A 21,752-nucleotide genomic window follows, 5' to 3' on the forward strand; every position below is an offset into this window, starting at 1 on the left:
CCATGCGGGCATCCGCGTGACCCAATCCGTGCAGCGCCGACTACCCGGCCCGCCGGGGCGCGCTCCACTGCAGCAGCACGGTGTCGATCCAGCGCTCGTGTTTGTAGCCGACCCGGACCAGCCGTCCCGCGTCCTGGAAGCCGAACCGCCGATGCAGCCGCACCGATGCCGGATCGCCGGAATCGGCGATGACCGCGATGACTTCGCGCACCCCCACGGCGCGGCTGCGGTCCAGTAGCGCCGCCAGCAGTTCGGCGCCGCAACCGGTGCCGACGGCCCCCGGGGCGACGTAAACGGAGTCCTCGACCGTCGCGCGGTAGGCCGGGCGCGTCTTCCAGGGCGCGCAGTAGGCGTACCCGGCGAGCGCCCCGTCGCGTTCGGTCACCACGAACGGCAGTCCGGCTTCCACGATCGCCTCGAAACGCCGGTGCCATTCGTCGGCGTCGGGTGCCTCCAGTTCGAACGTGGCCACGCTGGTGGCCACGTAGTGCGCGTAGATCTCCGCGATGGCGGGCAGGTCAGCGGTGGTCGCGGTGCGCACGGACATGGAATCTCACCGTACGGCTACACCCAGACCAGGGCGACCGATGCCGCGGTCGCCGCACACATCGACGGTCCGTGCGGCACCGCGTCGGTCCTGCCGGCGGCCAGCGCGGTCAGCGCCCACAGCCCGGTCAGGATCGGGGCGCCGACGGCGGCCAGCACCCAGGCGTCGGCACCGAAGGCTCCCGCCAACCCACCCAGCCCGATTGCCAGCTTCACGTCGCCTGCGCCCAGGCCGGTAGGGGCGACGAGATGCACCAGCAGGTACACCGCGGCCAGGGCCGCCGCCCCGGCGAGTGCGGGTGCACCGCGGCCCAGCGCGGCCGCGCCACCCAACACCGCGACGGCGCCGGGCAGCGTGAGCGCATTGGGCAGTCGGCGGTGCCGAATATCGAAGGCGCTCAAGGTGATCAGCCACCCCGCCAGTAGCACCGCCATCTTCTCCAGGCTAAGGCCCGGCGAGCGCCTGCCTCATCACCTCTTTGGGTGCGGGCAGCCCGGTGAACTGCTCCACCTGGGCGAAGGCCTGGTTCAACAACATCTGCAGGCCGCTGATCACCCGCCCACCGGCCGCGGCCACGGCGTCGGCCAACGGGGTGGGCCACGGGTCGTAGATCGCGTCCAGCAGCACCCCGGTGCCGGCCACGGTGTGCACGTACTCGGCGGCGACGGCGGCGGGCAGCGTGTTGACCACCGCGTCGGCCTGGACCGGCGTCCCCAAAGCGACCCACCGGACGTCCACGCCCAACGGTTCTGCCAACGCGACCAGCGGCGCGGCCTTCTCCGGGTTGCGGGCGACGACGGCGATCTCGCGGACCCCGAGTGCGGCCAGTGCCACCACCGCGGCCGGGGCGGTGCCGCCCGACCCCAGCACTGCGGCGCGCGGGCCGTCCACCGACCCCAGGGCGCCCGTCACCCCGTCGACGTCGGTGTTGTCGGCCCGCCACCCCGCCGGGGTGCGCACCAGGGTGTTGGCCGAGCCCACCAGTTCGGCCCGTGCGGTGCGCTCGGTCGCGAACCGCAGCGCCGCGAATTTGCCGGGCATGGTCACCGACAGTCCGACCCATTCCGGGCCGAGGCCCGCGACAAGGGACGGCAACAGGTCTTCGGTGCACTCGATGCGCTCATACGTCCAGCCGGTCAGGCCGAGCGCGCGGTAGGCGGCCAGGTGCAGGTCGGGCGAGCGCGAGTGCGAGATCGGCGAGCCGAGTACCGCAGCCCGCCTATCTGGCGCTGTCGAGGACACCGTTGCGCTTGGCCAGCTCGATGTTCGCCAGGTGCTGCTCGTAGTCCCTGGTGAACATCGTGGTGCCCTGCAGGTCGATGGTGACGAAGTACAGCCAGTCCCCCGGCGCCGGGTTCTCCGCCGCGGCCAGCGCGGGTTGTCCCGGCGAGCAGATCGGTGTGGCCGGAAGTCCTTCGGAGGCATAGGTGTTCCACGGTGTGACCCGCGCGCGGTCGGCGTCGGTGGTCGCCACTTCCTGACGGTCCAGCGAGTAGTTGACCGTCGAGTCGAACTCCAGCTTGCGGTGCTCGGCGAGCCGGTTGTAGATGACCCGCGCCACCTTGGCGAAGTCCTGGGGTTTGGCCTCGCGCTGCACCAGCGACGCGACCACCAGGATCTGGTAGGGCGTCAGGCGCGCCGTGGCCGCGGCGTCGAGCAATCCGTTGGCTTCGTACTGCGCCGTGCTGGCCTTGATCAGACTGGACAGGATCTCCTGTGGGGCCCCGGACGGGTTGACGTTCCAGCTGCCCGGCGCGATCAGTCCCTCCAGCCGGCGGTGGTCCGGCCCCATCGCCGTGACCGGCGCCGTCGCCCAGTTCGGCACCGCCAAGGCGGTCAGGTCCCCGGCGCCCGCCGCGGTCTTGAGATCCTCGGCGCGAACACAGCGGTGCTCGCCGTCGATGTCCACGCAGGACGCCTTCGAGATGAGGGTGAAGATGCCGTCGGTCACCGCGTTGGTCTTCACGTCGGCGACGTCGTCGAGCTGGCGGCCCTCGGGGATCACCAGCTGGCCCACCCGGTTCTTCGCGTCCGCCAGTCGCGTGACCGCGCCGGAGGCCGGGATCTCGGTGCGCAACTTGTAGAAACCGGGCTGGATGGCGGCGATGGCCTGGTTGCCCGACGCGGCCTCGACGAAGGCCTTGGCCGAGGACACCACGTTCTGTTCCTGCAGTGTCTGGCCGATCGCCGTGGTCGAGTCACCGCTGTGCACCTCGACGACGACGTCGGCGGTGCCGTCACCGGCGAAGTCGCTGCTGCTGCCGAACACGCCGTGCCACAGCCGCGATCCCAGGAACACCACACCCACGACGACGACCACGAGCACCGCCACGGCGATACCGCTGTAGAACCGCCTGCGGCGCTGCATGCGACGCGCGCGGGCGCGCGTGGCACGGCTCATCCGCCGGCGCGGCGGCCCCACGGCGACCGGCTCGTGGCGGTCGGTACTCCAGTCCTCAGTCATCGACTACCCCTTGCGCGGACCGGCGCTGGTCCAACCAGGTCTGCAGAATCGCTACTGCCGCAACCTGATCGACCATGGTCCGCTGGTTCTTGGCTCGGACACCTGCATCGCGCAGGGAACGTTGTGCGCTAACGGTAGTCAGTCGCTCGTCGACGAGGCGCACCGGTGTCGGTGCGATCTTCGCGGCCACCGCATCGGCCAGTTCGACGGCGTCGTGCGCCGAGGAACCGGCCCGGTCGGCGAGGGTGCGCGGCAGCCCGACCACGACCTCGACGGCCTCGTGTTCGGTGGCGAGTCTGACCAGCCGGCGCAGATGGCGTCCGTCGCGCTCGCGGCGGACCGTCTCCAGCGGGGTGGCCAGGATGCCGTCCGGGTCGCACACCGCCACCCCGATCCGGACCGTGCCGACATCGATGCCGAGCCGCCGACCGCGGCCGGGATCATCGGGACCCGGCCGGTCCGGCATCCGATCGGCACCTACCACGCCCTCAGCTCCGGGCGATCTCTGCGCGCAGCGCGGCCAATGCCGCGTCGATACCCGCCGCCCCCTTGCCGGAACCCTGTGCCAGATCGGCCTTACCGCCCCCACGGCCGTTGACCGCCGCACCCAACTGCTTCACCAGGTCGTTCGCGCTCAGGCCCAGGTCCTGCGCGCTCGCGTTGACCGCGACCACGAACGGCACCGAGTCGTCCTCGCCCTCCGCGATGAGCGCCACGACGCCGGGCTCGGCGCCCAACTTGCCCTTGATGTCGCCGACCAGGCTGCGCAGGTCGCCCGCGGAGACCCCACCGGCCATCCGCTGGGCCACCAGCCGCACCTTGCCGACGGTCTCGGCACCGGCGGCGGCGTTGACCGCCGCGGCGCGGGCGTTGGCGAGGCGGACCCGGTCCAGTTCCTTCTCGGCGACCTTCAGCCGTTCCACCAGGTTGGCGACGCGGGCAGGCACCTCGTCGGACGGCACCTTCAGCGAGGACGCGAGTCCGGCCATCAGTGCGCGTTCCTTGGACAGGTGCCGGAACGATTCCAGGCCGACGTACGCCTCGACACGGCGCACACCGGAGCCGACGGAGGATTCGCCGAGCAGGGTGACGGGGCCGATCTGGGCGGAGCTGCGCACATGCGTGCCACCGCACAGTTCCAGGGAGAACGGTCCGCCGATCTCGACCACCCGGACCACCTCGGGATAGTTCTCGCCGAACATCGCCATGGCGCCCATGGCCTTGGCCTGCTCCAGGCCGGTGTTGAAGGTGTTCACCGCGAAGTCGGACTGCACCGCTTCGTTGGCGACGGCCTCGACCTGCTCGCGCTGGGTCTCGGTCAGTGCGCCCTGGAAGTTGAAGTCGAACCGCAGGTAACCCGGACGGTTCAGCGATCCGGCCTGGACGGCGTTGGGCCCCAGGATCTGTCGCAACGCGGCGTGCACCATGTGGGTGCCCGAATGTCCCTGGGTGGCGCCGTGGCGCCACTGCGCGTCGACCTCGGCGGTGACGGTGTCACCCTCGACGAACTCACCGGACTCCACCGTGACCCGGTGCGCCCACAGGGTTTTCGCGATCTTCTGCACGTCGGTGACCGCCGCCTTGGCGGTGGCCGAGGAGCCGGTGCCGATGATGGCGCCCTCGTCGGCGATCTGCCCGCCCGACTCGGCGTAGAACGGCGTGCGGTCCAGGATCAGCTCCACCCGCTGGCCCTGCGCGCTCTCGTGGTCGACCACCGGGACGCGCTTGCCTTCCACGAAGACACCGAGAATCGTTGCCTGCGAGGACAATTCGTCGAAGCCGGTGAACTCGGTGGGTCCACCGTCCACCAGTTCCCGGTACGCGGACAGGTCGGCGTGGGCCTGCTTACGGGCCGCGGCGTCGGCCTTGGCGCGCTGCCGCTGCTCGGCCATCAGGCCGCGGAAACCCTCCTGGTCGACGGTCAGGCCGGCCTCGGCGGCCATCTCCAGTGTCAGGTCGATCGGGAATCCGTAGGTGTCGTGCAGGGTGAACGCGTCGGAGCCCGACAGCGTCGACTGTCCAGCCGCGCGGGTCGATTCGGCGGCGTCGTCGAACAGCTTGGAGCCGGCGGCCAGGGTGCGGTTGAACGCAGTCTCCTCGGCCACCGCAATGCGGTTGATGCGCTCGAAATCGGTGACCAGCTCGGGATAGGACGGGCCCATCTCGTCGCGCACGGTGACCATCAGCTCGGCCATGATGGGGCGCTCCACGCCGAGCAGCTTGGCCGCTCGGATGATCCGGCGCAGCAACCGGCGCAGCACATAACCGCGGCCCTCGTTGCCGGGGGTGACGCCGTCGCCGATGATGATGGCCGCGGTGCGGCTGTGGTCGCCGATGATGCGGTAGCGCACGTCGTCATCGTGGCTGCCCTGACCGTATCCGCGCGGCGCGATGCCGGCGACCACGTCGATGACGGGGCGCACCAGGTCGGTCTCGTAGACGTTGTCGACGCCCTGCAACAGGCAGGCGATGCGCTCGACGCCCATGCCGGTGTCGATGTTCTTGCGCGGCAGCGGGCCGAGGATCTCGAAGTTGTCCTTCGAGGTGCCCTCACCGCGCTCGTTCTGCATGAAGACGAGGTTCCAGATCTCGATGTAGCGGTCCTCGTTGGCCTCGGGCCCGCCGTCGATGCCGTACTCGGGTCCGCGGTCGTAGTAGATCTCCGAGCAGGGCCCGCACGGCCCGGGTATGCCCATGGACCAGTAGTTGTCCGCCATGCCGCGGCGCTGGATCCGGTCGGTCGGCAGGCCGGCGACCTCCTGCCACAGTGCGATCGCCTCGTCGTCGTCGAGATAGACCGTCGCCCAGAGCTTTTCGGGGTCGAATCCGTAGCCACCCTCGGACACCGGGTTGGTCAGCAGCGTCCAGGCCAGCTCGATGGCGCCCTTCTTGAAGTAGGCGCCGAACGAGAAGTTGCCTGCCATCTGGAAGAACGTGTTGTGCCGGGTGGTGATCCCGACCTCTTCGATGTCGGGTGTCCGGATGCACTTCTGCACGCTGGTCGCGGTCTCGTACGGCGGAGTCCGGGCGCCGAGGAAGAACGGGACGAACTGAACCATGCCGGCGTTGACGAACAACAGGTTGGGATCGTCGAGGATGACCGAAGCGCTGGGCACCTCGGTGTGTCCCGCCTTCACGAAATGATCGAGGAAACGCTTCCTGATCTCGTGTGTCTGCACGTGCTGCTGTCCTTCATTCGCTGGGCCGGTGTTCGACCGCATAACACTACCGGGCTGGCCGCCGGCCCCCTGTGCGGAGCACATCAATGACCATTGTGCGTGGCGCGGAGCGGGAGGACAGTAAGGGGTGACCGGTGGCGCCGCCGGGGCGCTGCCCTGGACACAAAAGGGGGTGGATCGTGTTCGCACGTTCTACCACGGTGATGGCGCGCCTGGACAAGATCGACGCCGGGATCGCGCACGTCCGCGACGAGGTGATGACGGCGTTGCCAGAACTACCCGGCTGGGTCGGGTTGTCCTTGATGGTCGACCGCGGGTCCGGCCGCTGCATCATCGCCACCGCCTGGGAATCCGAGGAGGCGATGCGTTTCAGTTTCGAGGAGACGGCGCAGCTGCGGAACCGCGCGGCCCATGAATTCGGCGGCACGGCCTGGGCCGAGAACTGGGAGATCGCGGTGCTGCACCGGCAGCACAGCTCCGATCTGCGGGCGTGTGTGCGCTCCACCTGGGTCTCGGTGCCGGTGGATCTGATCGACGCGGGCATCGATTACTTCCGCGGGGCGGTGCTTCCCCAGGTCGAGCACCTGCCGGGGTTCTGCAGCGCCAGCCTGATGGTCGACCGAGCCACCGGACGCGGGGTGTCCTCGGTGTCGTTCAGCAGCCACGATGCGATGGCCGACAGCCGCGGTCAGGCCACCGCACTCAAGGCGGCCTCGATGCATGCCGCGGGCGCCTCCGAGGTGGACGAGGCGGAGTTCGAACTGGTCGTCGCACACCTGCGGGTGCCGGAACTGGTCTGACCGACGAGCGAATTGACGCTTGCGTTTATTGGCCAACCGCCCGGGGTATCGCTGACTCAAGCCCACACCACCCTGGAGGAGAAATGACCATCACCGGCATCGTCACCGCGATCCTCATCGGCGCCGTCGTCGGCGTCCTCGGACGCCTTGCCCTGCCCGGCAAGCAGCCGATCGGCATGGTGCTGACCGTCCTGGTCGGCATCGTGTCCGCGTTCCTGGGCACCGCCCTGGCCCGCGCGATCGGCATTCCCACCGCGACGGGCGGAGTCGACTGGCTGGAGCTGTTGGTTCAGGTCATCGTCGCCGCCGCGGGCGTGGCACTGCTGGCCGCGCTCATGGGTAAGCGGCGCTCCGGCCTGTTCGGGAGCCGCCGCTCGGGCATCCTGCGCTGACCCGCGGACCGATGGTCCCGGCCGGGGTTCCCCCTTCTCCGGCCGGGATCATTCCCGTCGGTCTCAGCGCGCGCGCCGCACGATGGCGCGCAGCTTGTCCAGCCGGGTGGTGATCTCGCGTTCCGCACCGTGGGTGGTGGGCCGGTAGTAGTCGGTACCCACCAGTTCGTCGGGCGGATACTGTTGGGCCGCAACGCCACCCGGCGCGTCGTGGGCGTACTTGTAGCCGATGGCGTTGCCCAGTTTCGACGCACCCGAGTAGTGCCCGTCACGGAGATGTGGGGGCACCAGGCCGGCCTTACCCGCCCGGATGTCGCCCATCGCCTGCCCCAGCGCGGTGGTGACGGCATTGGATTTCGGGGCGGTGGCCAGGTGCACGGTGGCGTGCGCCAGCGTCAGCTGCGCCTCCGGCAGCCCGATCAGCTGCACGGTCTGCGCGGCGGCAACCGCCGTCGGCAGCGCGGTCGGGTCGGCCAACCCGATGTCCTCACTGGCCAGGATCATCAGCCGGCGCGCGATGAATCGCGGGTCCTCTCCCGCCGTCAGCATCCGGGCCAGGTAGTGCAGGGCGGCGTCGACGTCGGAGCCCCGCACCGACTTGATGAACGCGCTGATCACGTCGTAGTGCTGATCGCCGTCCCGGTCGTAGCGGACCGCGGCCTGATCGAGTGACTGCTCCACCACCTCGACGGTGATCTGCTCCCCCGCTTCGGCGGCCACCTCGAGTGCGGTCAGTGCCCGGCGGGCATCCCCCGACGACAGCTTGACCAGCAATTCCACCGCGTCCTCGTCGATCCCGACGGTGCCGTTGAGCCCCCGTGGGTCGGACACCGCCCGGCGGATCACGGTGCGGATGTCGTCGGCGGCCAGGGGCTGCAACTGCAGGATCAGCGACCGGCTGAGCAGGGGCGCGACCACGGAGAAGGACGGGTTCTCGGTGGTGGCGGCGACCAGCAGCACCACCCGGTTCTCGACGGCGGCCAGCAGCGCGTCCTGCTGGGTCTTGGAGAACCGGTGCACCTCGTCGATGAACAGCACGGTCTGCTCACCGTGGATGGCTGCGCGGCGCGCCGTGTCGATCACGGCGCGCACCTCTTTGACGCCGGCCGACAGCGCCGAGAGCGCCTCGAAGCGGCGCCCGGTGGCCCCGGAGATCAGCGACGCCAACGTGGTCTTCCCGGTACCGGGCGGCCCGTAGAGGATGACCGAGGCGGCACCGGAGCCCTCGACCAGGCGGCGCAGGGGCGAGCCCGGCTTGAGCAGATGTTGTTGGCCGACGACGTCGTCGAGGGTGGCGGGCCGCATCCGCACCGCCAGCGGGCTGGAGGCCGACGGCGCGTCGATGCGGGCGGAGGACGACTGCTCCCCACCGGGCACATCGAACAGGCTGTCAGACACGCCTTCTGCTTACCACGCGGTCACGACACCGTGACGAAGTCGATCAGTTCCTCGACCCGGCCGATCAACGCGGGTTCCAGGTCGTTCCAGTCCCGCACCCGCCCGCGGATGCGCTGCCACGCCCCGGCGATATCGGCCTGGGTGGCGTGCGGCCAGCCCAGCGCGTCGCAGATGCCGTGCTTCCAATCGGTGCCCCGCGGGATCACCGGCCACTGCGCCATGCCCAACCGAGCGGGCTTGACGGCCTGCCAGATGTCGATGAACGGGTGCCCCACCACCAGACAATGCTCACCGTTGGGCCCGCGACGCACCGCGTCCGCGATCCGCGATTCCTTGGAGCCCGCCACCAGGTGGTCCACCAGCACCCCGAGCTTGCGGCCGGGGCCGGGCTGGAACTCGGCCACGATGCCGGCCAGATCATCGACACCGCCCAGATATTCGACCACCACGCCCTCGATCCGCAGGTCCGCACCCCACACCTGCTCGACGAGTTCGGCGTCGTGGCGGCCCTCGACGTAGATCCGGCTGGCCAGTGCCACTTTGGCTTTCGCACCGGACACCGCGACGGAGCCGGACGCCGTGCGCACCGGGGCCTTGACGACCTTGGGCACCGTCAGGATGACGGGCTTGCCCTCGACCAGGAAGCCCGGGCCCATCGGAAAGGACCGGACCTTGCCCTTGCGATCCTCGAGCTCCACCCGGCTGTTCTCGACGCGCACCACGGCGCCGACGAACCCGCTGGTCGGCTCCTCGACCACCAAGCCCTTGTCCGCGGGGTGTTCCACGGAACGAACCCGGTTGGGAGTGTGCGGGTTTCGGGCCAGGATGTCGGAACCGTAGCGATCAGTCACCCGGTAATCCTAGAAGCCCGGCGCCTCACACCGTGGCGAGCCGGGCCGGCGTGTTGGCCAACTCCTCGATGACATTGTGGATGAAGCGCATCTTCTCCAGCACCGCCGGCGGCAGCACGAACGGGTACAGGTCTTCCTTGCCCATCGATCTGTTCACCATGTTCAGCGCCCATGCCAACGGCAACCACATCTCGATGATGGTGTCGAATCCGCTGGGGCCCAGCACCTTACGTTCGAAGGTGGCGGTGGCGGGGGCGAACCCGAAGGCCGCAGAGGTGTCCAGGGTGTCGCGGATGTGCAGATAGTGCGAGAAGGTCTCGGCCCAGTCCTCGGCCGGGTGCATGGTCGCGTACGACGAGACGAAGTCGGCTTCCCAGCCGACCGGTGCACCCTGGTTGTAGTGCCGGTTCAGCGCGGCCTGATAGTCGGCGTCGGGGTTGCCGAACAACGCCTCGAAACGTTCCCGGTAGTCCTGCGACGGGCCGACCAGCCGATAGTAGTAGTAGTGGCCGATCTCGTGCCGAAAGTGGCCGAGCAGCGTGCGGTAGGGCTCGGACATCGCGATGCGCAGCTGCTCGCGGTGCACGTCATCGCCTTCGGCCAGGTCCAGGGTGATCACCCCATTCACATGCCCGGTGAGCACCTTCTCCCGCTCACTGGAGAGCAGGAAGAAGGCCAGCCCGTAGCCCGGGTCGATATCCCGGCCGGTCATCGGCAGATGCAGCTCATGCAGCTCGGCGATCAGCCGGCGTTTGGCCTTCTCGGCAGCCGCGAAGGCGGCCATGGCTTTCGTGTCGCCGTCCCCCGGCCGGGTGCGGGTCAGGGCGCAGGAGACACAGAGCTGCTGATCGGCGGTACGTACCAGCCAATTGCATTCGGCCAGATGAAGATTCGCGCACAGCTGGTACACGTTGTTGTCGACGGCGCCGGCATGGCCGCTCTCATCGGCGGTCGCGATCACCAGAAGAGCCATGTCGTCGAGCGAAAAGCCCAGCGCCGCACCGCAGGACAAACACACCGAATTCTCGAAGGCCAATCGCTGACCACAGGTAGGGCAGGTGAAATCCCGCATGAACGCTCCCCCTCAGTACGGTGCGACGTCGACCGCGACCTGTATCACGCTACTCTCCGAGTCGGTGTAGATGATGCCGCGCAACGGGGGAACATCGGCGTAATCGCGGCCGAAGCCCACGACCACGTATCGTTCGTCGACCAGTTGGTCGTTGGTGGGGTCGAAAGCCAGCCAGTGCTCGCCCGGCACCCACACCGACGCCCAGGCGTGAGTGGCGTCCACACCGACCATGCGTTCCTTGCCCGGCGGCGGGTCGGTGGCCAGATAGCCCGAAACGTAGCTTGCCGCCAACCCGTTGGCGCGCAGGCAGGCGATGGCCAGCCGGGCGAAATCCTGGCAGACGCCCTCCCGGGCGGCGAGCACCTCGGCGACCCCGGTGGACACCGTCGTCGACCCCGAGCGGTAGGTGAAGTCGCGATAGATCCGCGACGTGAGCTCGCGCGCCACCTCTATCAACGGCCGCCCAGGGGTGAAAGTCGGTGCGGCATAGTCACGTAGCGCGTCGGTGATCTCCGGGGGCACCAGATCGAGGGCGAATTCGCCGGCCAGTCCGACCGGGCGCGCCTGCTCCCACGGCACCTGCAGACCGGCAGCGGCGTAGTGGCCGGGCGGGGGTGCGTCGACCTCCACGACCGAGCGGCTGGTCACCGTCAATGTCTGGTGGCGTTCGGTGACGTGAAAGTAGGAGCTCGTGTTGCCATAGGCGTCGCGGCTGGTGGAGCTGTCGGCGGGGTCCGGGTCGATGATCAGTTCGTGGGCCAGGCACCGCTGCCGCGACGAACTGCGCGGCACCAGGAAGCCCCGGCCGTAGGAGCTGGTGACCACGTCGGAATACCGGTAGGTGGTGCGGTGGGTGATCTCGTAGCCCCGGCTGCTCACGGTAGTTCCCGCCTCTCGTCGGGCCCCCACAGCGGCTGCATGTCGCCCGGCAGGGCCAGGTGCGACGCGGTGATCACGCTGGACAGCTCACGCAGGCCGGCGTGGATCCCGTCGAGCAGTTCGGCCAGTTCGGTGCGGGTGCCGTCGGCGCCGACGACCTCCAGGTCCTCGGGGTCGGTGCGCCGTAGCCGGATGGCGATCTCGTCGACGAGGCGCTCCGGGCGTGAGGCCCCCGACGCCGACGGCAACCGTTTCAGGCCGGCACGCAGCCGCTCCAGCTGATAGGCCAGCGAGCGCGGGTTCTCCCCGTCGAACAGCACCAGTTCGGTCAGCGCGGCCAGGCTGATCTTGCCGAGCATGCGGCGGCGGTAGATCACCGACGACTCACAGGCGATCAGGGTGGACTCGGTGACGGTCTGCTCCGCATCCGGGCTGTGCACCTCGACCAGCGTGGCCCGCAGCAGCGCGGTCAGGCCGAGGCCGCGCTCGATGCGCTTGCCGATGTCCATCACCGTCCAGCCGACGTCCTGGACCATCGACTCGGCGGCCATCCCCGACAACGCCAGCATGCCCGACAGGGTGCGGCTGTGCGCGGCGGCCAGATAGGCGTCGCCTTCGGTCTGCGACTCCGGCGGCGTGCCGCCTCGATGCCCGACGGCCCGCTCCACCGCGGCCAGCACCATCCAGGTGTCGTTGGACATCTGGTCGCGCACACCGCGGGCGGCCAGGCCGAGGCGCTCCACCGCCTGCGCCAGCGAGCCGGAGCGACGGCGGTCGGCGGTGACGGCCCACAGCGTACTCGGGGCGATCGCGATCATCTCGTGATCGTCACTGCCCGAACCGGTGTCGGTTCCGGTGATGGACCCGATCGCGGACAGCAGCACAGGCACACACTGGCTGCCGCCCATGTCCTGGCGGTAGCGGTATTCGTGGTAGCGCTCGCGGGTCACCGTGAGCAGGCGCGACATGTTCTCCGCGCGCTCGGCGTAGCGGCCCATCCAGAAAAGATCCGACAGCACGCGCGGCGAACTCACGCCGCGGGTCGGGCTCGGGGTCATCACCGGCAGTTCGATCGACGGCGCGGGCACGGCCCTGACCCGATCCGGGGTGCGCACCCAGATATCCTTGGCGGCAACGGTATTCAAGGTATAAGCCGAACTACCCTGCGCCGGAAGGAATCCCAGGCCGCCGACCATCGGCGCGTAGCCACCCCGCTGCGCGACCGTGAACAGGCGCATCCCCACACTGGCCGCCGACAGCCCGCCGCGGTAGTAATCGGTGGGAGCCGAAGAGAATTCGGGCAGCTCCTGGGCCACCCAGCGCCACGGCGTGGCGGCGATCCGGGCGCCGAGTTCCTCGCGCCGGGCAGGCGGCAGAGTGGGGCCGACGATGGTGCGCCCGCCGTCCACCGGCTTGATCAGCAGGGTGGCCAGGTTGGCCCGGATGTGCGACAGCTCGTTGGGATAGCCCGCCCAATACGCCCCGCCGCTGTGCAGTTCCGGCGTCTCACCGACCAGCAGTTCGGCCAACTCGGGCAGAAAGCGAAGCAGCGCAGGGCTTTCCAGGATGCCACTACCCAGGGTGTTGACCACCGTCACCGCGCCGCGGCGCAGCACCTCGACCAGGCCGACCACCCCGAGCCGCGAGTCCGCACGCAGATCGAGCGGGTCGACGTATTCGGCGTCGACCCGTCGTAGCACCACGTCGACCCGCTTGAGGGTGCCGAGTGAGCGCATCCACAACCGGCCCTCGCGCACCACCAGATCGGCGCTCTCGACCAGGGGGAACCCCAGCACCGTGGCCAGGTAGGCCTGATCGAACGCCGTCTCGGAATGCGCGCCGGGGCTGAGCACCACGACGACGGGTTCCTCGGCGGTCTCGGGGGCGGCGTCGATCAGCGCCAGCCGCAACGCCTGGGCCCAGGGTGAGGCCGGCCGCGGGCCGATCTGCTCGTAGAGATCGGGGATGGCGTGCGCGATGACCCGGCGGCCCGCCATCGCGTACCCGGCACCCGAGGGCGCCTGGGTCCAGTCGGCGTTCACCCGGAAACTGCCGTCGGCGGCCCGGCTGATGTCGCAGCCGTGCAGGAACAGCTGATGCCGGCCGGGCACCTCGATACCGTGCGCGGCGCGCACATAACCGGGATGGGCGAACAGCAGCTGCGGCGGCAGCACCCCGCTGGTGATGGACCGGCGCTCGCCGTACAGATCGGTGAGCACGGCGTCCAGCAGCCGGGACCGCTGCACCAGACCGGTCTCCAGGACGTTCCAGTCCGCCGCCGACACCAGCAGCGGCAGCGCGTCCAAATGCCACGGCACCGCGACGCCGTTGCTCACCGGGGACGACGGGTCGACGTGCACATAGGTGATGCCGTCGTCGTCGACCCGGCCGCCGACGATGGCCCGCAGCTGGTCCAGGCCGCCGCGGCCACGCTCGGCGACACACTCGGCGAGCTCCCGCCAGGCCGGCCGGACCGCGCCGGTCGGGTCGACGAACTCGTCGTATCCGCTGCCCGCCATGCCGCGGACATCGAAGAGGGCCTGCTGCGCGCGGGCAGCGCGATACCCCACCAGCACATCGTCGGTCGATCCCGAGGTGGTGCCGGCCACACCGATATTCGGCTCCGGTGAGCCGTTCGCGCGAAGGACCATTACCGCAGAACGGTACGCACCCGGCGCAGATCCAGAATCCCCGGAGCACCCAAATCGGTGGACTGGCGAGCCTGCTTCTCCCGGAGATCGGAGAGGTCCACCCGGCCCGGGGTGAATCCGGCCACCTCGAACCGGCGTCCGCGGCGCGATTCGGCCTCCACCGCGTTCACCGGCGGGGTGTCGTAGGCGCGGCCACCGGGGTGGGCCACGTGATAGGTGCAGCCCCCCTTGGAGGAGCCCGTCGAGGTGTCGATGAGTTCGAAGCGCAACGGGCCGTCGACGGTGATGGTCGGGTGCAGCGCGCTGGGCGGCTGCCAGGCCCGGAACCGCACGCCGCCGACCTGGACGTCGGCCTTGTCGGTGGCCAGCAACGGGATCGGCTGGCCGTTGGCGGTGACGATGTAGCGGTGCCGGTCCGCGCCGACCAGGCGCACCTGCACGCGTTCCACCGACGAGTCGACGTAGCGGGCGGTGCCGCCGGCGGTGGATTCCTCCCCCAGCACGTTCCAGGGTTCGATGGCGCCGCGCAGTTCCACCTCGACCCCGTCGAACACGGCGGTGCCGATGCGCGGGAACCGGAACTCGGTGAACGGGTCCAGCCAGCTGGTGTCGAAACTGACGCCATGTGCCCGCAGATCCGCTGCGACGTCGGCGATGTCCTGGATCACGAAGTGCGGCAACAGGTATCGACCGTGCAGGTTCTCGCCGTGACGGATCAGCGGTGCGCGCAGCGGCTCGTCCCAGAACCACGCCACCAGTGAGCGCACCAGCAGCGACTGCACCATCGCCATCTGGAAGTGCGGCGGCATCTCGAAGCCACGCAGCTCCAGCAGTCCCAGCCGGCCGCGCGGGCTGTCGGGACTGTAGAGCTTGTCGATGCAGAACTCGGCCCGGTGGGTGTTGCCGGTGATGTCGGTGAGCAGATGCCGCAGCGCCCGGTCCGTGACCCACGGTTTGGCCGCGCCCGTCTCGGCCAGGCGGGCGATCTCGGCGAAGGCGATCTCCAACTCGTACAACGCTTCCGAGCGACCTTCGTCCACCCGCGGGGCTTGGGAGGTGGTGCCGATGAAGCGGCCGGAGAACAGGTACGACAGCGCGGGGTGGCGCTGCCAGTAGGTCAGCAGCGACACCAGCAGGTCGGGTCTGCGCAGCAGCGGCGACTCCGCCGGGGTGACACCGCCGAGGGTGATGTGGTTGCCGCCACCGGTGCCGCCGTGGCTGCCGTCGGTGTCGAATGATTCGGTGGACAACCGGGCCAGCCGGGCTTCCTCGTAGAGCGTCTCCAGCTGAGCCAACTGCGCGGCAAAGCTGTCCGTCGGCGCGACGTTGACCTCGATCACCCCGGGGTCCGGCGTGACCGACATGGACGTCAGCCTCGCGTCGTGCGGTGGGCCGTAGCCCTCGATCACCACCGGGCAGTCGATCGCGGCCGCCGCGGCCTCGACCCGGGAGATCAGGTCCAGGAAGTCATCCGCGGTATCGGTCGGCGGCAGGAACACGTAGAGGAAGCCGCCCCGGATCTCGGCCACCAGCGCGGTGGTGGGTGCGTCCTCGGTGGCTTCGACGGGCGCCTCGGCTTGGCGGGCCGGCCCCCGCAGCAACGTGCCCTCCTGGGTCAGCGGGTCGGACTCGAAGGTGCGCCGCGGCGCGTGCCAGCTGATGGCGTTCAGCGGCAGCCGCAGGCCGGCCGGTGAATCCCCCTCCAGCAGTACGATGCGGCCCCGGCGCAGCTGCCAGTCCGCACTGGCCCAGCCGGAGTCGTCGTCGCGGCGGTGCAGCGGCAGCAGGTGTGCGGCCGGTTCGACGACGGACTCGTCGAGGCGGGCCAGCAGTGCGGCCCGTTGCTTCGCGTCGTCGGCGCCCAGGTCGTCGGCCGCCGCCACCGGGTCACCCGCGGGTTGGCGGACCGCGCCCGCCAGCTTGCTCAGCGCGTCCTCATAGGCCGGGCGTACCTGGCCGGCCGGCAGCGTGAGACCGTCGGCGATGGCCGCGAGCAGCGCGGCGTCCGAGCCAGCCGGTACCGGCTCCGGTGTGCTCTGCCCCCAGGGGTCGGCCAGCAGGCCCGGGTCGCTCCACACCGCTTCGCCGTCGGGCCGCCAGAACAGTCCGATCTGCCAGCGCGGCAACGGTTCTCCCGGATACCACTTGCCCTGGCTGCGCTGTACCAGCCCGTGCGGCGCCCACACCTTCTTCAACCGGTCGGCCAGCGCCGAGGCCCGCTGACGTTTGTGCGGCCCGTCGGCCTCGACGGTCCATTCGGGGTCGGTCTGGTTGTCGACGGAGACGAAGGTCGGTTCGCCGCCCACGGTCAGGCGCACGTCCCCGGCCGACAGTCGCGCGTCCACCTTCTCCCCGAGGTCCACGATCGACGCCCACGCCGACGGGGTATAGGGCAGCGTGACACGCGGGTCCTCGTGCACCCGGGTGACGACGTTGGAGAACTCCAGGCTGGTCTCACATGGGCCGGTGGCGCCGGTGATCGGAGCGGCCGACTCGGGGTGCGGCGTGGCCGACAGCGGGATGTGCCCTTCGCCGGCGAACAGACCCGAGGTGGGGTCCAGCCCGATCCAGCCGGCGCCGGGTACGTACACCTCGGTCCAGGCGTGCAGATCGGTGAAGTCGGCGGCCGGGCCGGAGGGCCCGTCCAGCGCCGGGACGTCGGAGGTCAACTGCACCAGGTAGCCGGAGACGAACCGCGCGGCGTAGCCCAGCCTGCGCAGGATCGACACCATCAGCCACGCCGAGTCGCGGCAGGAGCCGATCCCGGTGCGCAGCGTGAAATCGGGGGCCTGTACGCCGGGTTCCATCCGGACGCTGTAGCCGACGTCGGCGTTGACGGCGCGGTTGAGCGCCACCAGGAAGTCGATGGTGCGGGTGCCTGCCGGCACCGAGAAGTTCTTCACCCACGCAGCGGTGAGGTCGCCCGATTCGTCGACGGGGCGCAGGTAGGGCTTGAGGTCTTCGGCGAGTGCCGGCGGGTAGTCGAACGGGACCGTCTCGGCCGACTCCTCGATGAAGAAGTCGAACGGATTGATCACCTTCAGATCCGCGATCAGGCCGACGGTGACGGTGAGGCTACTGGCGCGGTTGGGGAACACCAGGCGGGCCAGGTAGTTGCCGAACGCGTCCTGCTGCCAGTTGATGAAGTGATCTGCCGGCTCGACCTGCAGTGAGTAGGCCTCGATCGGCGTGCGGGAGTGCGGCGCCGGACGCAACCGGACCACATGCGGATAAACCTCTACCAGTCTGTCGAACGTGTAGCTGGTGCGATGCTCCAGCGCCACCTTGATTCCCATGACGGGAATCCCACCACACCGCAGGTGCCCGCGCAGCGCGGTCAGTGCCGATGCAGCCGCCGGTGGACAATCAGCACCACCACGCCGGCGGCGACGATGCCGATCAGGTTGACCATCAACTGCACGGCCGAGTAGGCGGCGACGTCCCACTCCCCGACGGTGGCCGCCACCACGGCGAAGCCCGCGGCGGGCACCGTGGTCACCGAGATGAAGACGCCCACCAGCGCAGCCGATTTCGCCGACACCAGCGACAGCATGCCCGCCGCTCCGGCCAGCAGCGCCACCACGAACGAGAACGGTCCGACCTGGAAGATGAAGTCCACCTGCTTCAAGCTCCGGGTGCTGGTCAGCGTCACCCAGCCGAGCGCCTCGAAGCCCAGGGTGGCACCCGCGGTCACCACCATCGCCAGCGGGAACCCCACCAGCAGGGCGGTGGCGGCCCGGCGGGCCAAGGACGCCCGGCGCCGCACCACGGCCACTGCCAGTGCGGCCAGCGGGCCGAATTCCGGACCCACCACCATGGCACCGACGACGGTGACGGCCGAGTCGGTCACGACGCCGACGGCGGCGAGCAGACAGGCGATACAGAGGAAGGCGAGGAAGGTGACCGTGAGGCTGGATTCCTCACGGGTGCGTGCCAGCAACTCGTCCCACAGGACGGCGTCGGCCCCGTCGCCGTCGGCCTCGTCCTCGGCGCGGTAGGCCGCCGAGGACAGCACGGTGTCGAGGGCCTGCAGCGTGATCGCCCCGTCCTCGGCCAGGCCGAGCGCCTTGAGCCCGCCGATCACGGCGTCGGTGGCTTCGCGCGCCACGTCGGCGACGATGACGTCCCCCGCCGGCTGCACGGCCGCGCCCCGGTGCACGACGATGTGCGCGGTGCCCGGCGTGTGCCGGTAGAGGTCCAGCACCGCGCCGGTGAGTTCGGGCGGCGCGATCACCCGCAGATGCAGCACGCGAGAAGGCTAACCGGTTCGATCCGGCGGCTGGGCTACTCCGCGTCGGCGGTCAGGCCGAAGTCCGCCAGCGCCTGCAGCACCGCTTCCAGGAGGGCGGCTTTGGTGTTCGGCGTCCCGGGCTCCCAGGCCACCACCGACAGGCACACCTTGCCCGCCAGGTTCCCCGAGGCGAGCATCATCCGGCCGCCCATCCGGTCCAGATCCGAGGCGGTCAGGCCCGGCTCGGCCAGCCTGGAGGTGAAGAAATCCGCCTCCGAACCGTCCGGGCGATTCACCTCCTTGGGCATGTCCCCCACATTCGACACACCGATGGGCTTGCCGACCTTGAGTGCCACCAACTCCAGCTTGCGGATCAGGAATTTCGGTGTGTAAGGCACCAGCGGCAGGGGCGCCAGCAGCAGTTCCCGCTTGTCTGCCAGCTGCGTCAGCTCGGCCTTGATATCACGCCGGATCCCTGCCAGGTCGGAGGTGACCGCCGAGGCCGCGGTGTGCACCGTGATGGAGTTCAGCGCGTTGCCGCGGGTGTCGCCGTCGACCCGCTCGCTGACCGGGAGCGACAGCATCGCCTGCCCGTCGGCGTCGACGCGGCCCATGAGCACGCCGACCCGGATCCCCAGTCCGGCCAGCATCACGTTGTTGGTGCCGCCGAGTGCCTTCGCACGGTCGTCCCACGCGGTCTGATCGACGGCCACCGAGACGGTCGGGATGCCGATGGGCCGATCGGAGCGCCGGCCCCGGGAGTCCGGGGCCGACCGCGCCGACGCGGACAGGTCGCCGGACTGTTCGCGGGCCAGTCGCGCCGCGCCGGCCACCGCGCCGGGCACTTCGCGCAGGGCGCGCACGGCGGTGCGCAGGTCGCGGCCCAAGGCCTTGCTGCGGCTCAACGACCGCGCCGGCGGGTAGTTCAGCCCACGGTCCGCCCCGGCGACCGCCTCGACGATCGCGCCGATCAGTGCGCCGGCGTCGGCCACGGTGTGCGACACCACCAGCACGACGACGGCGCCGCCCCCGATTAGCGGCTGCACCCCGAGGTGCCAGGGCGGCCCGTGCTCGGGATCGACGGGCACGCCGACCCGCTCCTCGACGTAATCCCACACCTCGTCGCGGCTGCGTTCGGCGATGGCGATGTCGATGCTCTCGGGTTTGCTGGACCGGACCCAGCGGTGCCTGCCGAACGGCACCACGGACCGTTCCAGTTGCCGGCCCAGCAAACCGGTGTGCAGATTGCGGTGGAAACTCCGCAAACCGTCCAGGTCGACCCCTCGGTCATAGATCCAGGTGTATTGGATCACCGGGCCGCGTTTCAGGGCGCGCAGCGCCAGATGGGATCCCTGGTCCATGTAGGCCAGCGTGTTTTCCGCATGGATTGTCATCCCGGGTGGGGGCCTTTCTCGCCGTGGCTGCTCGATCGGCACGCGACAGGCCCCCCAGGCACGTGATCTCGAATTCCATCGCGCAGCATATGCCATGGCAGTGCGCAGCATGAGACTTTGCTATGGGTAAGCCGACCGCTTACTGGGAGCGCTTGGCCAGCCGCATCCCCAGCTCACCGGGCGGCACCCGGTGCCCTTCGGCGCAGCGAACCTCGACACCCGCCTCCGCGCCGCACTCCAGATGCGTGAGACGCAGGCCGCTGTCCTTGAGGTGTTTGCGGCCCCACTCGAACATCGCCCACACCACCGGCATCAGGTCGGTGCCCGCCTCGGTCAGCACGTACTCGTCCCGGCTGCGCTGCCCGGGTTCCTGATAGGGCTGCTTGGCCAGCAGGCCGGCGTCGACGAGTTCGGACAGCCGGGCCGACGCGGCCGCCTTGGTGATCCCGACGCGGCGGGCGAAGTCGTCGAATCGGGTGGTGCCGTAGAACGCCTCGCGCATGATCAACATGGCCGACTTGGTACCGATCAGGCCCATCGCCCTCTCGATCGGGCAACGCCCGACCGCCGACCACGCGTCGCGGTCGGCGAGCACTCCTTGCAGAACTGTCATGCAGATCACCCTACCGCTGAGTTGATGTGAATATACTCAGGTGTTACATCTGAGTATAGGAAGCAATACTCAGTGACGAGGAGAGCACACATGTCCGGATACTCAGGTCGCGACGCGGTCATCGTGGGTGCGGTACGCACCCCTGTCGGGAAGGGCAAGGCCAACGGAGCGCTGCACGGCGTGCTGCCCGCCGACCTGCTCGCCCACAGCCTGCGAGAACTGATCGCCCGCACCGGCGTCGACCCGGTCCAGGTCGACGACGTCATCGCCGGCGCCGTCACCCAGGTCGGCGACCAGTCGGTGAACATCGCCCGCAACGCACTGCTCGGCGCGGGCTTCCCGGAGACCGTGCCCGGCACCACCGTGGACCGTCAGTGCGGCAGCAGCCAGCAGGCCGTCAGCTTCGCCGCCCAGGGCGTGCTGGCCGGCGCCTACGACATCGTCATCGCCGCGGGCGTGGAATCCATGTCGCGGGTGCCGATGGGCTCGTCGGTACTGCCCGGCAGCGACCCGTTCGGCCTCGACATGGCCGCCCGTTACCCCGAAGGCCTTGTCCCACAGGGCATCAGCGCCGAACTGATCGCCGCGAAGTGGAACCTGTCCCGCACTCAGCTCGACGAGTTCTCGGCGGGCAGCCACGAGAAGGCCGCGGCCGCCACCAAGGCCGGCCTGTTCGACAACGAGCTGGCGCCCCTCGCCGGACTGAGCACCGACGAGATCATCCGGCCCGGCACCACCGTCGAAACCCTCGCCGGCCTGCGCCCGGCGTTCTACAACGAGACCTACGCGGCGCGCTTCCCCCAGATCAACTGGGAGATCACCCCGGGTAACTCGTCCCCGCTGTCCGACGGCAGCGCCGCGGTGATGATCACCAGTGGCGAGACCGCCGACCGGCTGGGTCTGCGACCGCTCGCGCGCATCCACACCACCACCGTGGTCGGATCCGACCCGCTCTACATGCTGACCGGCGTCATCCCGGCCACCGAGAAGGTGCTGCGCAAGGCCGGGCTGCAGATGTCCGACATCGACCTGTTCGAGGTGAACGAGGCCTTCGCGCCGGTGGTGCTCAGCTGGGCGGCTGACACGGGAGCCGATCTCGCCAAGGTCAACGTCCACGGTGGCGCGATCGCGATCGGTCACCCGCTGGGCGCCAGTGGCGCCCGGATCATGACGACCCTGGTGCACGCCCTGGAACAGCGAGGCGCCCGCTACGGTCTGCAGACCATGTGTGAGGGCGGCGGAATGGCCAACGCCACCATCATCGAACGGCTCTAGTGTTCG

At 69.7% G+C, this 21,752-nt stretch carries 18 protein-coding genes; 3 read left to right on the forward strand and 15 right to left on the reverse strand.

Going from position 1 to position 21,752, the window contains the following annotated elements:
• Positions 1 to 40: 40 nt before the first annotated feature.
• The 6 genes from AC1DY7_RS02900 to alaS are packed head-to-tail and all read right to left on the reverse strand — an operon-like array spanning position 41 to position 6,190.
• The gene (locus AC1DY7_RS02900; RefSeq protein WP_477492147.1) at positions 41 to 547 is read right to left on the reverse strand and encodes an N-acetyltransferase family protein; all 507 of its coding nucleotides are present in this window, start codon (positions 545 to 547) and stop codon (positions 41 to 43) included.
• Positions 548 to 564: 17 nt separating this feature from the next.
• Positions 565 to 981, reverse strand: coding sequence for a prepilin peptidase (locus tag AC1DY7_RS02905; RefSeq protein ID WP_477492148.1), 417 nt, complete (start codon positions 979 to 981; stop codon positions 565 to 567).
• 10 nt (positions 982 to 991) lie between these two features.
• On the reverse strand, positions 992 to 1,789 hold the full coding sequence (locus AC1DY7_RS02910; RefSeq protein ID WP_477492149.1) for a shikimate dehydrogenase: 798 nt from the start codon (positions 1,787 to 1,789) through the stop codon (positions 992 to 994).
• Entirely contained in the window at positions 1,767 to 3,011 is a 1,245-nt protein-coding gene (mltG, locus tag AC1DY7_RS02915) for an endolytic transglycosylase MltG (RefSeq protein ID WP_477492150.1), read from the reverse strand. The genes AC1DY7_RS02910 and mltG overlap by 23 nt, the downstream gene beginning before the upstream one ends.
• Positions 3,004 to 3,477, reverse strand: coding sequence for a Holliday junction resolvase RuvX (ruvX, locus tag AC1DY7_RS02920; RefSeq protein WP_477492151.1), 474 nt, complete (start codon positions 3,475 to 3,477; stop codon positions 3,004 to 3,006). The genes mltG and ruvX overlap by 8 nt, the downstream gene beginning before the upstream one ends.
• A 22-nt stretch (positions 3,478 to 3,499) precedes the next feature.
• The gene (alaS, locus tag AC1DY7_RS02925; RefSeq protein ID WP_477492152.1) at positions 3,500 to 6,190 is read right to left on the reverse strand and encodes an alanine--tRNA ligase; all 2,691 of its coding nucleotides are present in this window, start codon (positions 6,188 to 6,190) and stop codon (positions 3,500 to 3,502) included.
• 179 nt (positions 6,191 to 6,369) lie between these two features.
• Here alaS and AC1DY7_RS02930 point away from each other — a divergent pair, with 179 nt between their 5' ends.
• Positions 6,370 to 6,990 (forward strand): hypothetical protein, encoded by a 621-nt coding sequence (locus tag AC1DY7_RS02930; protein WP_477492153.1) that lies wholly within the window; start codon positions 6,370 to 6,372, stop codon positions 6,988 to 6,990.
• A gap of 83 nt (positions 6,991 to 7,073) precedes the next feature.
• Positions 7,074 to 7,382 carry a GlsB/YeaQ/YmgE family stress response membrane protein gene (locus AC1DY7_RS02935; RefSeq protein ID WP_477492154.1) on the forward strand — a complete coding sequence of 103 codons (309 nt, stop codon included), beginning with the start codon at positions 7,074 to 7,076 and terminating at the stop codon, positions 7,380 to 7,382.
• Between the two features lie 63 nt (positions 7,383 to 7,445).
• On the opposite strand, the gene AC1DY7_RS02940 is transcribed toward AC1DY7_RS02935, so the two are convergent.
• The 9 genes from AC1DY7_RS02940 to AC1DY7_RS02980 form a co-directional block, all read right to left on the reverse strand.
• On the reverse strand, positions 7,446 to 8,780 hold the full coding sequence (locus AC1DY7_RS02940; RefSeq protein ID WP_477492155.1) for a replication-associated recombination protein A: 1,335 nt from the start codon (positions 8,778 to 8,780) through the stop codon (positions 7,446 to 7,448).
• 20 nt (positions 8,781 to 8,800) lie between these two features.
• Entirely contained in the window at positions 8,801 to 9,631 is an 831-nt protein-coding gene (locus AC1DY7_RS02945) for a DUF3097 domain-containing protein (protein WP_477492156.1), read from the reverse strand.
• A 25-nt stretch (positions 9,632 to 9,656) separates the two neighbouring features.
• Entirely contained in the window at positions 9,657 to 10,703 is a 1,047-nt protein-coding gene (locus AC1DY7_RS02950; RefSeq protein WP_477492157.1) for a zinc-binding metallopeptidase family protein, read from the reverse strand.
• 12 nt (positions 10,704 to 10,715) lie between these two features.
• Positions 10,716 to 11,612, reverse strand: coding sequence for a transglutaminase family protein (locus AC1DY7_RS02955; RefSeq protein WP_477492158.1), 897 nt, complete (start codon positions 11,610 to 11,612; stop codon positions 10,716 to 10,718).
• Complete coding sequence (locus tag AC1DY7_RS02960) at positions 11,579 to 14,233, reverse strand: circularly permuted type 2 ATP-grasp protein (RefSeq protein ID WP_477492159.1); 2,655 nt, start codon at positions 14,231 to 14,233, stop codon at positions 11,579 to 11,581. Before AC1DY7_RS02960 ends, AC1DY7_RS02955 begins: the two co-directional genes overlap by 34 nt.
• Positions 14,233 to 17,529, reverse strand: a complete 3,297-nt coding sequence (locus AC1DY7_RS02965; RefSeq protein WP_477492160.1) for a transglutaminase family protein — start codon at positions 17,527 to 17,529, stop codon at positions 14,233 to 14,235. The genes AC1DY7_RS02960 and AC1DY7_RS02965 overlap by 1 nt, the downstream gene beginning before the upstream one ends.
• 41 nt (positions 17,530 to 17,570) lie before the next feature.
• A complete protein-coding gene (locus AC1DY7_RS02970; protein ID WP_477492161.1) occupies positions 17,571 to 18,482 on the reverse strand; it encodes a DUF389 domain-containing protein in 912 nt (303 codons plus the stop codon).
• A gap of 35 nt (positions 18,483 to 18,517) precedes the next feature.
• Positions 18,518 to 19,825: a hypothetical protein gene (locus tag AC1DY7_RS02975; protein WP_477492162.1), complete on the reverse strand. Its 1,308-nt coding sequence runs from the start codon at positions 19,823 to 19,825 to the stop codon at positions 18,518 to 18,520.
• A gap of 172 nt (positions 19,826 to 19,997) precedes the next feature.
• On the reverse strand, positions 19,998 to 20,471 hold the full coding sequence (locus tag AC1DY7_RS02980; RefSeq protein ID WP_477492163.1) for a winged helix-turn-helix transcriptional regulator: 474 nt from the start codon (positions 20,469 to 20,471) through the stop codon (positions 19,998 to 20,000).
• A gap of 90 nt (positions 20,472 to 20,561) precedes the next feature.
• On the opposite strand from AC1DY7_RS02980, the gene AC1DY7_RS02985 reads away from it, so the two are divergent.
• Positions 20,562 to 21,746, forward strand: a complete 1,185-nt coding sequence (locus AC1DY7_RS02985; protein WP_477492164.1) for a thiolase family protein — start codon at positions 20,562 to 20,564, stop codon at positions 21,744 to 21,746.
• Positions 21,747 to 21,752: the final 6 nt, after the last annotated feature.

Source organism: Mycobacterium sp. P2_H7, assembly GCF_056403275.1.